This window comes from Lentibacillus sp. Marseille-P4043, from assembly GCF_900258515.1.
In the GTDB taxonomy this organism is placed as follows: Bacteria; Bacillota; Bacilli; order Bacillales; family Amphibacillaceae; genus Lentibacillus_C.
In genome coordinates this window covers 955,417-971,386 of the sequence record NZ_LT984884.1, presented here as the reverse complement: position 1 = coordinate 971,386, position 15,970 = coordinate 955,417, and the positions used below count along the sequence as shown (strand labels likewise).

Genomic DNA, 15,970 nt, shown 5'->3' with positions numbered 1-15,970 from the left:
TTTGTTGTTTTATTACATAATTTTTATTAAACTAAAGAATGAGGTGAACAAAATGGACGGTTTTGAACGTCGCAGAGAACAAAAAAAGAACAACATACTAGATGCTGCACTACGTTTATTTCAAAAATACGGAATTCAGAAGGTTTCCATTGCGGAGATTGCCAAGGAAGCGAATGTTTCACAGGTAACGATCTACAACTACTTCGAGAGCAAGCATAAATTAGCTGATGATGTAATTGTTTACTATATAGAAAAGGAATGGTCCAAGGCTGAAGAATTACTTGACAGTGACCTTTCTTTTTCAGAGAAAATTAAACAGATCATTTTTCGTAATACAGAAGCAGTAAATGAAATTCATGAAGACTTTTATCAGTATCTTATGAAGGCATATACAAGCGAAAATCAGTACATTAACAAATATATTGAAAAGTCTTTATCCCGTCTAACAGAGTTTTTAAATACAGGCAAGGAACAGGGGTATATCGATCCAACCATTTCAAATGAAGCAATCTTATTCTTCATTCAGATGTTTGATGATTACCTTTCAAAAGAGGAAGTTTACAAAAAGGCACTCCCCTTGAGTGAAGAACTTACAAAATTGTGTTTTTATGGGATTGTTGGAAAAAGGGACGACTAAAAATTTTTAACTGTTTCTATGGTAGTTGGAGAGCAGGGCAATTCTAAACGGGCTTGGAAATTCAAGCCCGTATTATTCATTTAAGTTCTCGTTTCGATTTTACCCGACTTTTTTTCCTATTTTCATTTATAGAAATCACAATCCACAGTCTTCGTTACCCAATTTTGTATATTTATTGATCTAATGTGACATACTTTTAGGAGTTACACCTTGAAAAATTATCCAATTAACTCTAGAATATAAAATAGGATAAAAGATATGATGCTTTTATCTAAAATAAGGAATGATTTGAACAAATGGCTGATAATCAGCGACAAACAGAGCTGGCAAGCTATATTGGCAAATTGCTGAGGGATAGCTTCGGAAAAGGTCCAGAATCAATTTTTGTAACCATTGAGAAGTCGGTCGTAACCATTTACCTAAGAAATTTCATGTCGCCAATGGAAAAAGCTCTCCTTGATCAAGACCAAGTGGGAATTTTCCAGAAGACAAGGGATTCACTTATGAAAACGCTTATTCCTGAAATTAAAGCCTATATAAAGATTGTTACGGGAATGGAAATGAGTGAATTTTACTATGATTGGGGACTGCATAACCGATCAGGAATATTTATCGGTATCGGGGCAGATTTGGATACGGAGAACCTTTGGCTGTCAGAAAGCTATGAAGGAAAAGAACAAGTTCATCAGGAAATCATGCGTCTCAGCAAACAAGTTGAAAAAGCACCTGCAGAAATCTATTCTCATCGACTTAATCCAAGAACACTGTTACTCTTTCGGAATGACATTTTGGTCAACATTGAAAAGGAATTAATTAGACAGGGTTACGCGGAAATACTGCGGATAACTAAAAGAACATTGGAAAAGACGTATCTTCATAATAATAACCATTTTGAGTCAATCCTGGATACAAGTGTTATTGATATATTTGTTGACTGGGATTTTGATAAAAATAAGAGCGCTATCGTTTTTATTACGAAGCCACCTACATAATCTGGCGGAAATGAGCTAAACAATTGAGTTAGACATGAGCCAAATAAGAAGCAAAGGGCTTCTTATTTGGCTTTTTTATTTTTCAGAACAGAGGGTTCAGCACCCAAGGTCATTGGGGTGGATATAGTCTGAACTAAGACGGATTCTGAGTTCCTTTGTTCCAAAACATAGGGGGAGTATATGAAACTTCATAAACTAAAAAATCCATATTTATTAAAACATGCGTTTGATTACGCAGCTATTGGGAAAGGATTGGTAAAACTAGATGGTAGTATCATTAAAGTAAATCATTCGTTAGGTGCATGTCTTGGTTATGAGGAAGATGAGTTGTTAAGCTTGCCGTCTCGACATTTTGTTCACCCTGAGGATTTGGAGAGTCTTTGGAACGAAACGGCATCATTATTAAACGGAAAGACTGACTCTGTTCAAACAGAAAAACGCTTTATTCATAAGGATCATTCCGAAATTTGGGCTTCATTAAGTATTACCTTGGCCAAAAATGATCAAGGCCAACCGTTATATTTTGTATGTCAGCTTTTTGATATTACCGATCAAAAACATGCACAAAAAAAACTTCTCGATGGGGAAAAAAGATACAAACAGATTATTGATGAGACGCCGGATGCAGTACTTATCCTAAGAAATCAAAAATGTTTGTTTATCAATGAAGCTGGAGTTCAGCTTATTGGAGCCGAACATAAAGATGAGGTAATTGGAGAAAATGTGTTTAATTTTATTGATCGGGAAACCAAAGAAAAACTAATTGACAAGCACGTTTTCACAGAGGCAGTTGGTCCTTTAGAAGGAAAAGTTATCCGTTATGGAGGAGAAAAAGTCGATATTGAATTAAAGACAATTCCAACAGTTTATCAAGAAAAACAAGCAGTACACGCTATTATAGAAGACATAACCGAACGTAAGCGGACACAAGAACTGATGATTAATACAGAAAAACTTACCGTAGCTGGGCAATTAGCAGCGGGAATTGCCCATGAAATTAAAAACCCATTAACTGCCATTAAAGGGTTTCTGCAAATAATTGAAAATGACTTACCGGACAAAAAAACATATTTTAATGTTATTTCTCAGGAAATGAATCGGATAGAGACTATATTAAGCGAACTATTAATTCTTGCAAAACCGCAAACAGTTAAGTTCGAGCAAAAAAAGATTGCAGTTATATTAAATCATGTCATGACATTGTCCAAAGCTTTGCCAAATTTGAACAACATCATCATTACCGAAAATATTGAATCAGATTTACCCAAAATTTTTTGTGATGAGAACCAGCTCAAACAAGTATTCATTAACTTTGTAAAAAATGCCGTTGAGGCCATGCCTGATGGTGGTGAAATACATATTGAAGCAAAAAGGGGAAACCACAAAACAATTATTATTCGCATTATTGATCAAGGACATGGAATCCCAGAACATTTACTAGGTCGGGTTGGGGAACCGTTCTTAACAACTAAAGACAAAGGCACAGGATTAGGACTAATGATCTCCAGACAAATTATCGACAGTCATAACGGCAAACTGCAATTTAACAGCAGCAAAGAAGGAACAACGGTAGAGGTGACACTGCCATATACAGAATAACAAGACAAATCTAAGATGAAATATAGTGATTTTGATTGTATTTGCTCTTATTTAAATCATATTTTACGCAAATCAGATCGTATTTCATGCATTTTAGTGGAACTTTGAACTGTATTCAATGCTCGTTCGACATGTATGGTACAATTTAGATGATACGAATACAAAGGAGTAATGGAAATGGCGTCTGTATCATCCGTTTTTAAAAGAAAATACCATATTGATCTTAGAGATGTTGATTTCACAAAAAGTCTAAAGTTAAGCACTTTGTTCAGCTACTTCCAAGATATTGCTAGCCTAGCTTCCGAAGAAATTGGTTTTGGAATAGAAAAACTGGAGAAGGAGTTCGGCGTTGCCTGGGTATTAACCCGAATCCGCGTTAATATCATACGAAACCCGATTTGGGATGAAGAAATTACGATCGAAACTTGGCCACTTGAACCAGGTAAGGCTGACTTTGATCGGGATTATCTTGTTAAAGATGAAAACGGAAACATAATCATAAAAGCTGTTTCCAAATGGGTAATCATGGACTTGCATGAGAGAAAAATAAAACGAAGTAAAACAATCGGCATTCGCTATCCAGAAAATATAACGGAACGAGCGATTGAAGGAAAACTAGAGAAATTAAAAGACTTTGGTACGTTAGAGGAAGTATATAATAAAGTAATCGGATACAGCGATATCGACTTTAATGGACATTTGAATAATTCTAAGTATGTTGATTACATCATGGATTGCTTCCCCATAGATGATCATAAAAGCCATGCCATCCATACAATTGACCTTAGTTTTAATCACGAGGCCTTGCCTGGAGATTCCATTACACTTTATAAAGATATTTCCAAATTAGATGAGAATTTTATATACATTGAGGGCGTTAATCAAACAAATGATCATGTGGCATTTAAATCATTAGTCAACATTAAACAGAACAGCTAGCAATTGTCTCCCATTCTAAATGATTGGGAGATATTTTTTCTTCCCTCAGTTAACGTCCCTTTATTTTTCTATCATATTCCATTGTTCAGTTAAGCAGCTAACAAAAGCAGAATAAATTGTTCTCTTGCTTTTGTTAGCTTAATGGCTATGGGAGCGGAAATCCTGCTCCCGTGTAACTTAAAGGTATCCCATTTTTTTAGCTTCAAATGTAAGTTCTTCTTTAAACGTTGGATGGGCGATTTCAATAAGTGCTTTCGTCCGCTCTCTTATTGTTTTACCACGTAATCTTGCAATTCCATACTCTGTTACCAAATAATCAATGTCATTTTTCGAAGTAGATACAGGTGTACCTGGGTTTAGCGTCGGTACTATTTTAGAAATCGTATCCCCTTTTGCGGTAGAGTGCAGACAAAGTACACCCCGGCCGCCTTCTGAAATATGGGAGGCTAATTGGAAATCTGATTGGCCACCTGTGGATGACCAATACGTATCGCCAACCATTTCCGAGTTTGCTTGACCCAAGAAATCTACTTCCACTCCTGCATTTACCGTTACTAGATTTTTAACAGATTGCAAGCAACTAATATGATTCGTCTTGTTCACTGGCATCATATACACATCTTGATTTTCATGAAGAAAGTCGTAAAGCGCCCGCGATCCGTATGCAAATGTTGCCGTTATTTTCCCCTTTTGGAACGGGTTATTTTCATTGGTCACTGCCCCACTACGATATAATTCAATAATTTTCTCAGGTATCATTTCTGTATGAATGCTTAAGTTTCGATGGTCCTTCAAATTATCGATGATTGCATTTGGAATGGATCCATAACCAATCTGAAGTGTATCACCATCCTTGATCAAACTCGCGACATATTCACCAATTAGCTTATCCTTTTCTGATTCTTTAGCGGACGGCGCCTCTGGTATAGGTTGGTGATTCTCAACTAAAGCGGTTACATCTGAAACATGTACTTGATTTTCCCCAAATGTACGAGGCATGTATTCATTAACCTCTAGTAACACGGTACTCGCAGTTGAAATCATCGCTGCTACATGATCACTATTTGTTCCTAGTGAAAAATAACCGTCTTCATCCATTGGCGAGACAACTGCCATTACAACTGGGTCCTTAGCAGTTTGTTTCAAAATCTTCGGTATATCAGAAAAGTGGTTTGGTAATAGATCTATTTTCCCTTCCTTAAATGCTTTTCGCTCCGTCGTCCCCATAAACATGCTAATGATTTTCAATTTCTCTGGATCTATATCTAGCACTTCACGTGTGGTAAACATTTGAAAAAGACGGTTTCCATCCAGGCCTGCGTAGGTTTCCAATTGTTTCATCAATGCATATGGTTCCCCAGCAAGTATTGGGGTAATAATATCTACTCCGGGCCGAATAAATGTGATTGCTTCCTCTTTTGTTCGTAGTTTTTGCCGGTATAGTTGAACAGGATTCATGTTGATAGCCCCCTTTTATATAGACTGTTTTCCCATTGTTTGTTGCCTTCTGCCCTGCAGCCTTTATACAATATACTTCATCTATAGATTACAAAATTTCAGAGCAAAAAGATAGACTAAAAAAATAGTAATTAATGGTGGGGCATTGGGACAGGTTTCTTATACCAATAGAGACATAATTTAGTCAGCTTTAATAACTGGGACAAGGCTCCTGTCCCCATGTCCCACGCAATCAAAAAAGGAAGCATAAATTGCCAAAATAACAATTTATGCTTCCTTATAACATACATCTTTTTCAGTTATGCTAGACTTGTTTGCTTTCTGCTATCCAAGCCAAGCGCTTTATCCGTTTTTGTATGAACTTCATCGACAAGCTCTGGATTATCCACTAGTGACTTGCCATAAGATGGAATCATTTCTTTTATTTTTGGTTCCCACTCTTCTAAACGTTGTGGGAAGCACTTTTCGATTATCTCCAGCATAATTGGAACTGCCGTAGAAGCACCTGGAGAAGCACCAAGCAATGCAGCTATCGATCCTTCAGCACCAGTAATTACTTCGGTACCAAATTGAAGTGTTCCTTTACCGCCTGCCTCTGTATCTTTGATAACTTGTACACGCTGGCCTGCTACAACAATGTCCCAGTCCTCAGCTTTTGCATCTGGGATAAACTCGCGTATTTCTTCCATACGCTGTTCTTTTGATAACATAAGTTGTTGAACTAAGTACTTTGTTAGTGGCAAGTTTTTTGCACCTGACGCTAACATCGTAAAGACATTATTTGGTTTTACAGAACCTATTAAGTCCATATTTGAACCAGTCTTCAGGAATTTTGGTGAGAATCCTGCAAACGGCCCAAAGAGCAGTGATTTTTTGTTATCAATAAATCTTGTGTCAAGATGCGGTACAGACATTGGCGGGGCACCAACTGCAGCTTTGCCGTATACTTTCGCATGATGCTGTGCCACAATATCCGGATTATTACATACCATAAATAGTCCGCTTACAGGGAATCCCCCAACATGTTTACTTTCAGGAATATCCGTTTTTTGTAGTAACGGTAAAGCTCCCCCACCGGCACCGATAAAGACAAATTTTGCAGTATGGTATTCAAGTGTACCACGTTCAAAGTTGCGCACTTTCACTTCCCATGCGCCGTCGTCAGTACGTTCGATATCTTCCACAGTGTGATTGTAATTTATATTAACGTTTTGACTCTCTAGGTTGCCCATCAATTTACGTGTAAGGGCCCCAAAGTTGACATCGGTTCCACTTGCCATTCTGGTTGCTGCTATCGGTTGATCAACTGACCGATCTTCCATGATCAGTGGGATCCATTCCTTTAATTTTTCTGGATCATCGGAAAATTCCATCCCTTGGAACAACGGATTATCTGACAGCGCTTCAACCCGTTTCTTCAAAAACCTTACATTATCTTCCCCGTGTACTAAACTCATATGAGGCAATGGCATGATAAAATCACTCGGATCATCTATCTGGTTGCTGTTTACAAGGTGAGACCAGAACTGTTTGGTAACCTGAAACTGTTCATTAATCTTTAACGCCTTGCTAATGTCTATAGAACCGTCCGATTTTTCAGGAGTGTAGTTTAGCTCGCATAATGCAGAATGCCCCGTTCCTGCATTGTTCCATTCGTTAGAGCTTTCCTCTCCTGGTTTTGCAAGTTGTTCAAAAATTGTAATGTTACAATCTGGTGCCAATTCTTTTAATAATGATCCTAATGTTGCACTCATAATTCCGGCGCCAATTAGGATAACGTCTGTTGATGTATTACTGTTACTCATTTTTTCCATCCTTATCCCTGTGATTTGCAGAAAGGATGTAGGCACTTAGGCGTCACAGCAAGTTAGGGCGCAATCTAGCCGCACATCTTTTCTGGATCAATTGTTATATAATATTATCTTATATTAGTGTATCACTATTATTAATGGATTAAAATATTTATTTATTTTTTATATGATAGTTATAGGCTATGAAAAAGCTGGTAAGAAGTGTGACGGTTGGTAATATGATGCCATGGTTCGGGCAAAATGGACGTTCAATTGTTTTCTCTCTCTAAAGGCGTGACACTAATCCTTGAATTTTTTCCCTAAAGATGCTATTTCATTATTTTATCCGTATTTGCTTAAATCATTACTTTTATTAGCAAGCCACTCCAAATCACTTCAACAATTATTACTTATTTTCACCATGCATTTTCGCATATCATATACTATGCAAAGGTTTTAATACTTTACCGATAGAGAAAGTGAGATGTGCGAAATGAACAGTGATTCGGATGATCACTACCTGTTTCAAAATCTGCAAGAAAACCGGATGCCTTTGTAGCCTCTAGCTATGCCAATCGTTTTACGAAATAGGCGTACGCAAGGGTCTGTTATCATTATTCCACGGCTGAGAACGAGCGAAGGGACACATTGTGCGGTCCCTTTCAGTTTTACCATCGCTTATGACATGGCCCTTCAGAATTGGCTGCAAACTTAATTCGATGTTGACAAAACAAGTTCTCTGCAATGATTTGTTTCTCTCGTGAGTGATCCTTAATTCCTAATCTCTGCCCCACCAAGAACCGTAATACAATTAAGTTTCAATACAACGGCATCTTCCTTTTTCACAAGGTTTCTTGTCTTATCTTCCCAGCCTCCCAATATTGGGATACCTGAAAGTTCAACATGGACATTTTCTGGAACTATGATGCTTACCCCTCCCAAAACAGAAGTGAAATCAAGTGAAGCCCCTTCTGCAATAACCGCATCACGGAGGTCAATTTCTGCTCCACCTAATATCGACACCACACTTCCACCTTGAAAGTTTTTCGATTGACTCTTAATCTCCGTACCTGAAAAGAGCACAAATGTGTTTAAATTCTCACCCGTATGAGGAGTTTTTCCACGTTTGAATCGGGTAAAAATAATAACGATACCAATAAAAATGAAAATTAGCGGCCAGAAATAAGCGATTAAATTCAAGTCAAACCATTGATTTACGGAAAAAAAGACCCCAACTAATAAAAACACAAAACCTGAGACGGTAGAGGAATATGTACGATTGAATAGCTGGATAATACCGATGATAATTAGAATCACCGGCCACCAAACAGACAGTATTTGTGACAAGTCAATGATATTACCTTGGTGCAAGAGAAAGCCAAAACCAAACAATAGAAAAAATAGACCTAGCCAGACTCTGCCAGACATGGACACACCTCCTAAAGTCATTTTATGTATCGTGATGTGTTTAAATGATGATTGGAAAGTGATTTGCCGATTTGGAACTTTATACTTTACTATGTAAAGTATAAAGTTCTGCCGAGAGCTAAAAGACAAATACTGATTCGCCTAAACCCGCAAATAAAACATCATCTTAAAGCAGAAACAAGTTCCGCAGCAGAATGATTTTTTATAATTGTGAGGTAATACTTGCATCCGATTGCGGTACAAGATGCTTACTTATTCACCAACGTCTTTTCTGCACCATCATAATAACGGTCGATTTTCAACCCATTTTTCGTATCTACAATAGTCATTTGTCCCTTCATTTCTTCCTCATCCACTTTGTTTCCATCCTGGTCCGTAAATATCAAAGTGAAGGTATGTTCAAAATTTTGATCTCCATCACTTTTTTTGATGGAGATCCTTTGAACAGAAATTTTATTGTTTAGTTTATTTGCTACTTCTTGTGGTATTGTAAAAAATCTAATCTTTTCTAAATCCTCAAATTCCTTCTTCGTAAAATAAGATGAAAAATTGTCTTGAAAATCCATGAGCTCTTCAATGCCCATCTTCTTTGCATCAACACTTGGGTCATCAACACTATATAGCTCTTTAATAAATTTCTCTCCAAGTTCGGTCGCCGCGTCCTCTTGGTTTTCGCAAGCACTAACCAAGAATAAAAGAGAAACAGAACAACACAGTAAAACAAATAATTTCCTCATAAAAACATCCTTTTCTGCGATAACATCAAATAGGCTAAACATTTTTATGTGTGGCTTTTTTTGATATGTCGAAAACAGTGATGAGCACCTAGCACAAGGAAGGCGAAGTGTATTTCCATAGCGGTAATTAGTGCGCATACTATATCAACTACAAACTTAAAAATCAGCAATATTACGAAAGGGTTTTTCTGTTTAAATGGTCCTTTATTTTGTGGTTAGTCCTATTATTTAGAATTTTTTATGATTTGTCAATACGCAAGCTAAATTATTTTTAGGATTCTGCCATTCCGTTCATCCGGTTCATCATTTCACTGGAGACAAACGAATGTATGGCATCAAAATTTTTTGGCAAAATGCGATGGATCTGCATCTGCAGTAATTATTTCTTTTTGTTTTATTTTCTTTAGTTTTGTTTATGTATTGTTTAATAATGGGGCCGCAGTGTGGTTCATACTGTGGTTCGGATAGTGGTCCATACTGTGGTCCGTATTGTGGTTCATACTTCGCCCACGGATATCATTTAAGGCCGGGTAGTGGTCCGCGTTGTAGCCCGCAGTGTGGTCCACATTGTCGGTCATAGGGCGGTCGTTCGTATGGTCATTAGCGGTTCAAAAAGCTACAAAATTGCTCGTGATTCTGTACTTGCAAGACGATATGAAACTGAAAATTCACCTAGTTTCCACCACTTGATCAATAATGAACATATCCTTTTCCTGAAGTTCATTCCTTGGAGTAGTTCCATGACACATTTATATTTAAACACGCCAAATAGACCCCACCTCGAATGGGGTCTATCAACCTTAACCAAGTTCAATTTCCTCAACATTTCGCTCTACAATTCGTGCACTCTTGATCGAAACGAGATCCCCGCCTGTTGATGTGAAAGCATTTTGAGTAATGATTTCGTCCATGGCACTTTTGATTGTTGCCGGATCAACAGGTTCAACGGGTTTTTCCAAGGAATACGTAACTGTTTTCCCTTCTTTATTTAAAAATTTAAGTTCAAGCTTTTTCATGGTTCTCCCTCCCTTCTACCTTATTTACGAGAGGCTTATGCATCTCTGATTTCTGAGCTATCCCTACGTTCAATGTTGTAAAGCGGGCGCTCCTGTAATGGTGCAATTGCATGTGCAATCGCGTACAACTGATCTGCTGTTGCAGCCGTTTTGACATTGTTGAAGCTTTTTGTTTTATAAAGTGGTTTCCCAGTCAAAACATCCGCACCATCATCTAGCACTAGACGTAGTGTGGAATCATATTTTTCTGCTACTGCCATTTTTCATCCCCTCCTTTCACCATTACAATCGAATGGACTAAGGTGAAAGGTGGCATTGATGTTGAAAATTGAAAAGTGCCAGTTTTTCTTGGAAACTGACACTTTTTTAAGACTCTTTTTCTATGGATTGTTGTACCTACGTCGTTTTCCTGAACCTAACCAATAGAAACCATACGCTCAATAGCCAATTTCGCTTGCTTAGCCGTATCGGCGGGGACTGTGATAACATGCTTGTTTTCCTTTAATGCAGCTAAAACTTTTTCAAGTGTGATCATTTTCATAAATGGACAAACGGCCTCTGGATTGGCTGCCATAAATCGCTTATCAGGGTTTTGTTTTTCCATCTGATGGATAATTCCTACCTCTGTTGCGACAATGAATTCATCGGCCTGTGAACTTTTGGAATGCTTAAGCATATTACCCGTTGATAGAATGTGAGTTTTATTCTTTGGCAGTACCCCTTCAGACTTTAAGTACATGCTAGAAGTAGAGCAGCCACATTCCGGATGAACAAGCAGATCAGCTTCTGGATGCTGGGTTAAAACGTCATCTACCTGATATGGTTCAATCCCTGCATGGACATGACACTCTCCCATCCAAATATGCATATTTTCACGACCTGTTTCATTTTTGACAAAAGAGCCAAGGAACATATCGGGTAAGAATAGGATCTCTTTTTCCTTAGGGATGGATTGAACGATATCAACAGCATTGGACGAGGTACAACAATAGTCGCTTTCTGCTTTAACTTCTGCCGTTGTATTGACATAAGAAACCACAACTGCGCCCGGATGTTTCGCTTTCCATTCACGGAGCTGTTCTACTGTAATTGAATCTGCTAACGAGCAACCCGCTTCAAGATCTGGAAGAAGCACGGTTTTCTCAGGGTTTAATATAGCCGCTGTTTCTGCCATAAAGTGAACACCACAGAACACGATGACGTCTTTAGTAGTGTCAACTGCTGCACGCGCAAGACCTAGGGAGTCACCTAATACGTCAGCAATATCCTGAATTTCTGGAATTTGATAATTGTGAGCGAGTAAAATGGCATTTCGTTTTTCCTTCCATTCTTGAATTTCCTCAACTAAGCGGCTTTGCCTTTTAGTAACTGTCATTTAAAAATTCCTCCCTACTACTTCATGTATTTTAAAACTGGATACCTTGTCGTTTTGAATCCTCTATTAACATTTATTGCGGTCATTTGTATTTTTAGAGTGCTTTCATATCACGACTTTCGCACTGATATCAAGAGCTTTAACCGAGTGGGTCAAAAAACCAAGGGAAATATAATGCACACTCGTATCACGATAGGAAGCCAAGTTGTCTAATTGAATGCCACCTGACGCTTCCGTAATAATAGGAGCAGGTACTAGTTTTATATATTCCTTCATTTCATCTGGCGTACAATTATCAAACATAATTACGTCCGCACCTGCTTCGATCGCCTCGATTACTTGTGCCTTTGACTCTGTTTCCACCTCTACTTTGACCATATGTCCTATATTTTCACGTACGAGCTCGACCGCACGCTTGATTGAGCCAGCAAACGAAATATGATTATCTTTAATCATGACTGCATCATAAAGGCCAAATCGATGATTGTAGCCACCACCACAGCGTACAGCGTGTTTTTCAAGCATCCGGAGGCCTGGTGTCGTTTTTCTAGTATCACAAATTCTTGTATAAGAACTATCTAGCGTGTCCACTGCTTTTCTAGTTAATGTCGCAATGCCGCTTATGCGCTGAATAAGGTTAAGGATAACGCGTTCCCCTTTTAAAAGACTTGAAATTTCTCCTGAAACAATAGCCAACTGTTGACCTGTTTCAATTAGGTCCCCATCTTTGACCAGCAACTGTATGTCAATTTGGGAATGCAAAAGGTGGAACCCTATCTTAACAACCTCTTCCCCACAAAAAATGCCATTTTCCTTTGCCCAAAAAACGACCTGTCCTTTCGCATCGCCTGGAAAAATCGAGTCTGTTGTGACATCGTGTTCCCCATGGTCTTCCATAAAAAATCGCTCCATTAACGATCGTAGTTTTAATGTGTTCATGATTGATTATCACTTCCTTTATGTACTTCTGTTTAATCACTATTTACGTACATTACCTTCATCTTCAAACGGAATTTGCTTCAAAAAATGAGCCCATCAGCTATTATCAATATATACATATGTCTTTACATATATGTTTACACATTTTTAAACCTAAAACAAGACTTTTCGTACAAAAAATAACTTTTGACGAAAAGTCTTGTTAATAAGCGAATTTACTTGCCTTTATGGAGCATAAAATCATTGACTAAGAATGAAACATGGAATTTTTTCATGTCGTCTCTTTCTATTTTTCTAAAGAGGCTTTAATTGGATCAGGTAACAGTCGAAAAAATAATCCTTTATATTTTAAGTCAGCCAAACCAGCAATGAAGAGGATAGCTGCCATTAAAAATAACAATGGTTTTTTATTGTTTTTGTAAGGCTTGGTCATGTGTTCACCTCCAGCGTGAAAGTAAAATAGGAAAAGCAATGATACATGCAATATTCAGACTCTGTATTTGCCTTCTAAATGTACCAAACACTTATAAGATTAATCTACTTCAACGACTAAAATACTTTCCAAAAATTCATCCGTTACTTTATATTTTTTTGGTCTTTGGCTAGTTAATTTCACTTGGGCATCATCTTCTAATTTACTCATAATTTTATTTACTTTATACCTCGATTTATCGGTTAGTTCCATTAACTTAATTACTGAAAAATTTGCTTCATCATTAACGAACACACTTAAATAAGTCATTATTCGTAATAAATTGGCTTCTTCTATTTGTTCAGACCAATTATCACTTTTAAAATATTCCTTGATTCGTTCTATTTTTGATAAGTTTACTTCTAAATCTTCAATAATTCCTTCTTGACCTGCCGAAAGCAATTCTAGCATATCTATCAAGTAAAACGTCATTTCACCTTTATTTAATGGAGAAGGTATTTCCTCAAGCGCTTTATAATACTTTGATTTATTCCTATTAACCGTATAAGAAAAAGTGATAGCAGAATATCTCTCTAAATATCTAGATAAATAACTACACACTAACAAACGCCCAGTCCTTCCATTTCCATCATAAAATGGGTGTATATATTCATAGTAATAATGAGCAACCATGTAGCGGTATAATTCTGAATGTCGTTCATCATCAAGAAAATTTACTAACGCATTTAATGATTCAATTATTTTCACCTCAGAACTTATCCCTATATGTGTTGTTTGTGTGCCATCATTTATCTCTACATACCCTTTTCTAAATAATTCACCATCAGGTGCATTTTCCTTGTCAATTTCATCCGAAACTAAATCATCATAAAGCCTTCTAAAATCGGATATTTCCGTGAATGGCTTGATTTGATCGATAAACAAATATGTTTTCATTAACCCTTTAAAACGTTTTTGTTTTTTTTCAGATCTCATTAAATCGCTTAAAACTTCTTTTAATTCCTTTTTTGTACTACGGATACCCTCTATCTCATTATTACTTTGTGCTTCGTTGACTATTAGTTTATGGAAATAGGGCTCAATAACAAAACTCGGCAATTTGCTAATTAGTGAAGAAATCCTTGAACTATTTAGTAATATTTTGTTATTTAGAGACATCAACTGGTGAGTATTTACATAGAATAACTGGTTAGGTTCGCTTAATGTTTGTCCCCTTCGAAATCCTTTTACCGTTAATGATGTTAAATAACTGCCGTAACTACTTGTTCTTTTATCAAGTTCATTCTTGTAATATTCATTACCCTTTTTATAAAAAAGTTTTGATAGTCTCTCGTATTTCACATTTATCACCTGCCCTATTTTAAATTATTGTCCTTTTTTTAAATTATATAACCAAACGAGGACTATTTCCAATAAAAAAGCCCCATTTTTAATTTTATGTGATAATATTAAAATCATCTATCGCTTGCATATTCTGCTCTTCCAGGACAAGAACTGAAAGGTGATCCCAATTCTTATCCAACAAAGGATGAAATGGCTGATTACATAGAAGATTACATAGTACATTTTAATTTGCCTCACAAAATGAATACCATGGTTACAGGGATTGAAAAAGTAAATAATTATTTTTACGTATTTACAACAGGTGGAAATCTTCAATCAAGAAAAGTAATTGTAGCCTCAGGAGCCTTTTTAAAAAAACTATATACCACCCGTAATCCATAATGATAATGTATTATCACATATCCACTCTTCCTCCTATACCGAACCTAAAGATCTTAATAGTGGAAATGTATTGATTGTAGGAGGGGGTAATTCAGGAGCGCAAATTGCGGTAGAACTGTCGGAGGATAGAGAAGTCATCCTTGCGATATCACATAGGTTAAAATTCCTTCCTTTACGAGTGTTTGGGAAAAGCCTTTTTTATTGGCTACAGAAACTTCAACTTTTATATGCCGGTACGGATACAATTAGAGGCAGACTCTTTCAAAAAAGAAATGATCCTATATTTGGAAAGGAATTAAAACAAGCCATTAAAAGTCAGAAGGTAAAACTTAAACCCCGGGTAACAGAGGTTGACGGGAAAAAGGTGACCTTTTCTGATGGTAGTACACTTAAAGTAAATCAAATCATCTGGGCAACTGGCTTTGTTCCATCTTATGAAATGATCCACATTGATGGAGCAATTGATAAAAAAGGCAGACCTATACATAATCGGGGTGTAAGTCCTATTGATGGGTTATATTATATTGGACTACCTTGGCAACACACTCGTGGTTCTGCACTTGTTTGTGGTGTTGGCAGAGGCGCAGAGTACTTAATAGATAAATTGAGTAGCTAAGTCTTCAACAATAGGGACATTTAACGGAATAAGGACAGGCATTAGTTGTTAGTTGAATTAAAGCTTCTAAATGCAGGTAATTCAATAAGTGATTAATAATAAAATATGAAACTTTGACTAGTTAGCTATCGTAAAATAAATAAAGCAATTAATGATAAGGAGCATCTAAATGATAAATAACCGTGAAAAGAACTGTGAGAAATGCGGGGGTCAAATGATAGAGTGTTATGTTGATCAAGGGTTCAAAGGAGTACCCGTTAAAAACCCACAAGGAGAACAGCTGTTT

At 36.9% G+C, this 15,970-nt stretch carries 16 protein-coding genes; 6 read left to right on the top strand and 10 right to left on the bottom strand.

The features are described from left to right. Positions 1-52: 52 nt before the first annotated feature. The 4 genes from C8270_RS05020 to C8270_RS05005 all read left to right on the top strand — a co-directional run bounded on the left by C8270_RS05020 (position 53) and on the right by C8270_RS05005 (position 4,167). On the top strand, positions 53-637 hold the full coding sequence (locus C8270_RS05020; protein ID WP_106495780.1) for a TetR/AcrR family transcriptional regulator: 585 nt from the start codon (positions 53-55) through the stop codon (positions 635-637). 296 nt (positions 638-933) lie between these two features. After that, a complete protein-coding gene (locus C8270_RS05015) occupies positions 934-1,629 on the top strand; it encodes a Na-translocating system protein MpsC family protein (protein WP_106495779.1) in 696 nt (231 codons plus the stop codon). Between the two features lie 180 nt (positions 1,630-1,809). Further along, the gene (locus C8270_RS05010; protein WP_106495778.1) at positions 1,810-3,228 is read left to right on the top strand and encodes a PAS domain S-box protein; all 1,419 of its coding nucleotides are present in this window, start codon (positions 1,810-1,812) and stop codon (positions 3,226-3,228) included. Positions 3,229-3,405: 177 nt separating this feature from the next. Beyond that, a complete protein-coding gene (locus C8270_RS05005; RefSeq protein WP_106495777.1) occupies positions 3,406-4,167 on the top strand; it encodes an acyl-[acyl-carrier-protein] thioesterase in 762 nt (253 codons plus the stop codon). Between the two features lie 177 nt (positions 4,168-4,344). Here the strand turns inward: C8270_RS05005 and C8270_RS05000 are convergent, their stop codons facing one another. The 10 genes from C8270_RS05000 to C8270_RS04960 all read right to left on the bottom strand — a co-directional run bounded on the left by C8270_RS05000 (position 4,345) and on the right by C8270_RS04960 (position 14,684). Then, positions 4,345-5,625, bottom strand: coding sequence for an acetyl-CoA hydrolase/transferase family protein (locus C8270_RS05000; RefSeq protein ID WP_106495776.1), 1,281 nt, complete (start codon positions 5,623-5,625; stop codon positions 4,345-4,347). 299 nt (positions 5,626-5,924) lie between these two features. After that, positions 5,925-7,430, bottom strand: a complete 1,506-nt coding sequence (locus C8270_RS04995; protein ID WP_106495775.1) for a malate:quinone oxidoreductase — start codon at positions 7,428-7,430, stop codon at positions 5,925-5,927. Positions 7,431-8,186: 756 nt separating this feature from the next. Then, entirely contained in the window at positions 8,187-8,843 is a 657-nt protein-coding gene (locus C8270_RS04990) for a LiaF transmembrane domain-containing protein (protein ID WP_106495774.1), read from the bottom strand. A 248-nt stretch (positions 8,844-9,091) separates the two neighbouring features. Next, entirely contained in the window at positions 9,092-9,580 is a 489-nt protein-coding gene (locus C8270_RS04985) for a hypothetical protein (RefSeq protein ID WP_106495773.1), read from the bottom strand. An 800-nt stretch (positions 9,581-10,380) separates the two neighbouring features. Further along, positions 10,381-10,596, bottom strand: coding sequence for a DUF2922 domain-containing protein (locus C8270_RS04980; protein WP_106495772.1), 216 nt, complete (start codon positions 10,594-10,596; stop codon positions 10,381-10,383). 35 nt (positions 10,597-10,631) lie between these two features. Continuing rightward, positions 10,632-10,856: a DUF1659 domain-containing protein gene (locus tag C8270_RS04975; protein WP_106495771.1), complete on the bottom strand. Its 225-nt coding sequence runs from the start codon at positions 10,854-10,856 to the stop codon at positions 10,632-10,634. Positions 10,857-11,011: 155 nt separating this feature from the next. After that, entirely contained in the window at positions 11,012-11,971 is a 960-nt protein-coding gene (gene nadA, locus C8270_RS04970; protein WP_106495770.1) for a quinolinate synthase NadA, read from the bottom strand. A gap of 105 nt (positions 11,972-12,076) precedes the next feature. Next, positions 12,077-12,910, bottom strand: a complete 834-nt coding sequence (gene nadC, locus C8270_RS04965) for a carboxylating nicotinate-nucleotide diphosphorylase (protein WP_106495769.1) — start codon at positions 12,908-12,910, stop codon at positions 12,077-12,079. Positions 12,911-13,196: 286 nt separating this feature from the next. Next, on the bottom strand, positions 13,197-13,343 hold the full coding sequence (locus C8270_RS20240; protein ID WP_199794643.1) for a hypothetical protein: 147 nt from the start codon (positions 13,341-13,343) through the stop codon (positions 13,197-13,199). A 99-nt stretch (positions 13,344-13,442) separates the two neighbouring features. Further along, positions 13,443-14,684: a Fic family protein gene (locus C8270_RS04960; RefSeq protein WP_106495768.1), complete on the bottom strand. Its 1,242-nt coding sequence runs from the start codon at positions 14,682-14,684 to the stop codon at positions 13,443-13,445. 192 nt (positions 14,685-14,876) lie between these two features. Here C8270_RS04960 and C8270_RS20385 point away from each other — a divergent pair, with 192 nt between their 5' ends. Next, positions 14,877-15,068, top strand: a complete 192-nt coding sequence (locus tag C8270_RS20385) for an NAD(P)-binding domain-containing protein (RefSeq protein WP_234028477.1) — start codon at positions 14,877-14,879, stop codon at positions 15,066-15,068. Continuing rightward, positions 15,049-15,684 carry an FAD-dependent oxidoreductase gene (locus tag C8270_RS04955; RefSeq protein WP_325034797.1) on the top strand — a complete coding sequence of 212 codons (636 nt, stop codon included), beginning with the start codon at positions 15,049-15,051 and terminating at the stop codon, positions 15,682-15,684. Before C8270_RS20385 ends, C8270_RS04955 begins: the two co-directional genes overlap by 20 nt. Positions 15,685-15,970 lie beyond the last annotated feature (286 nt).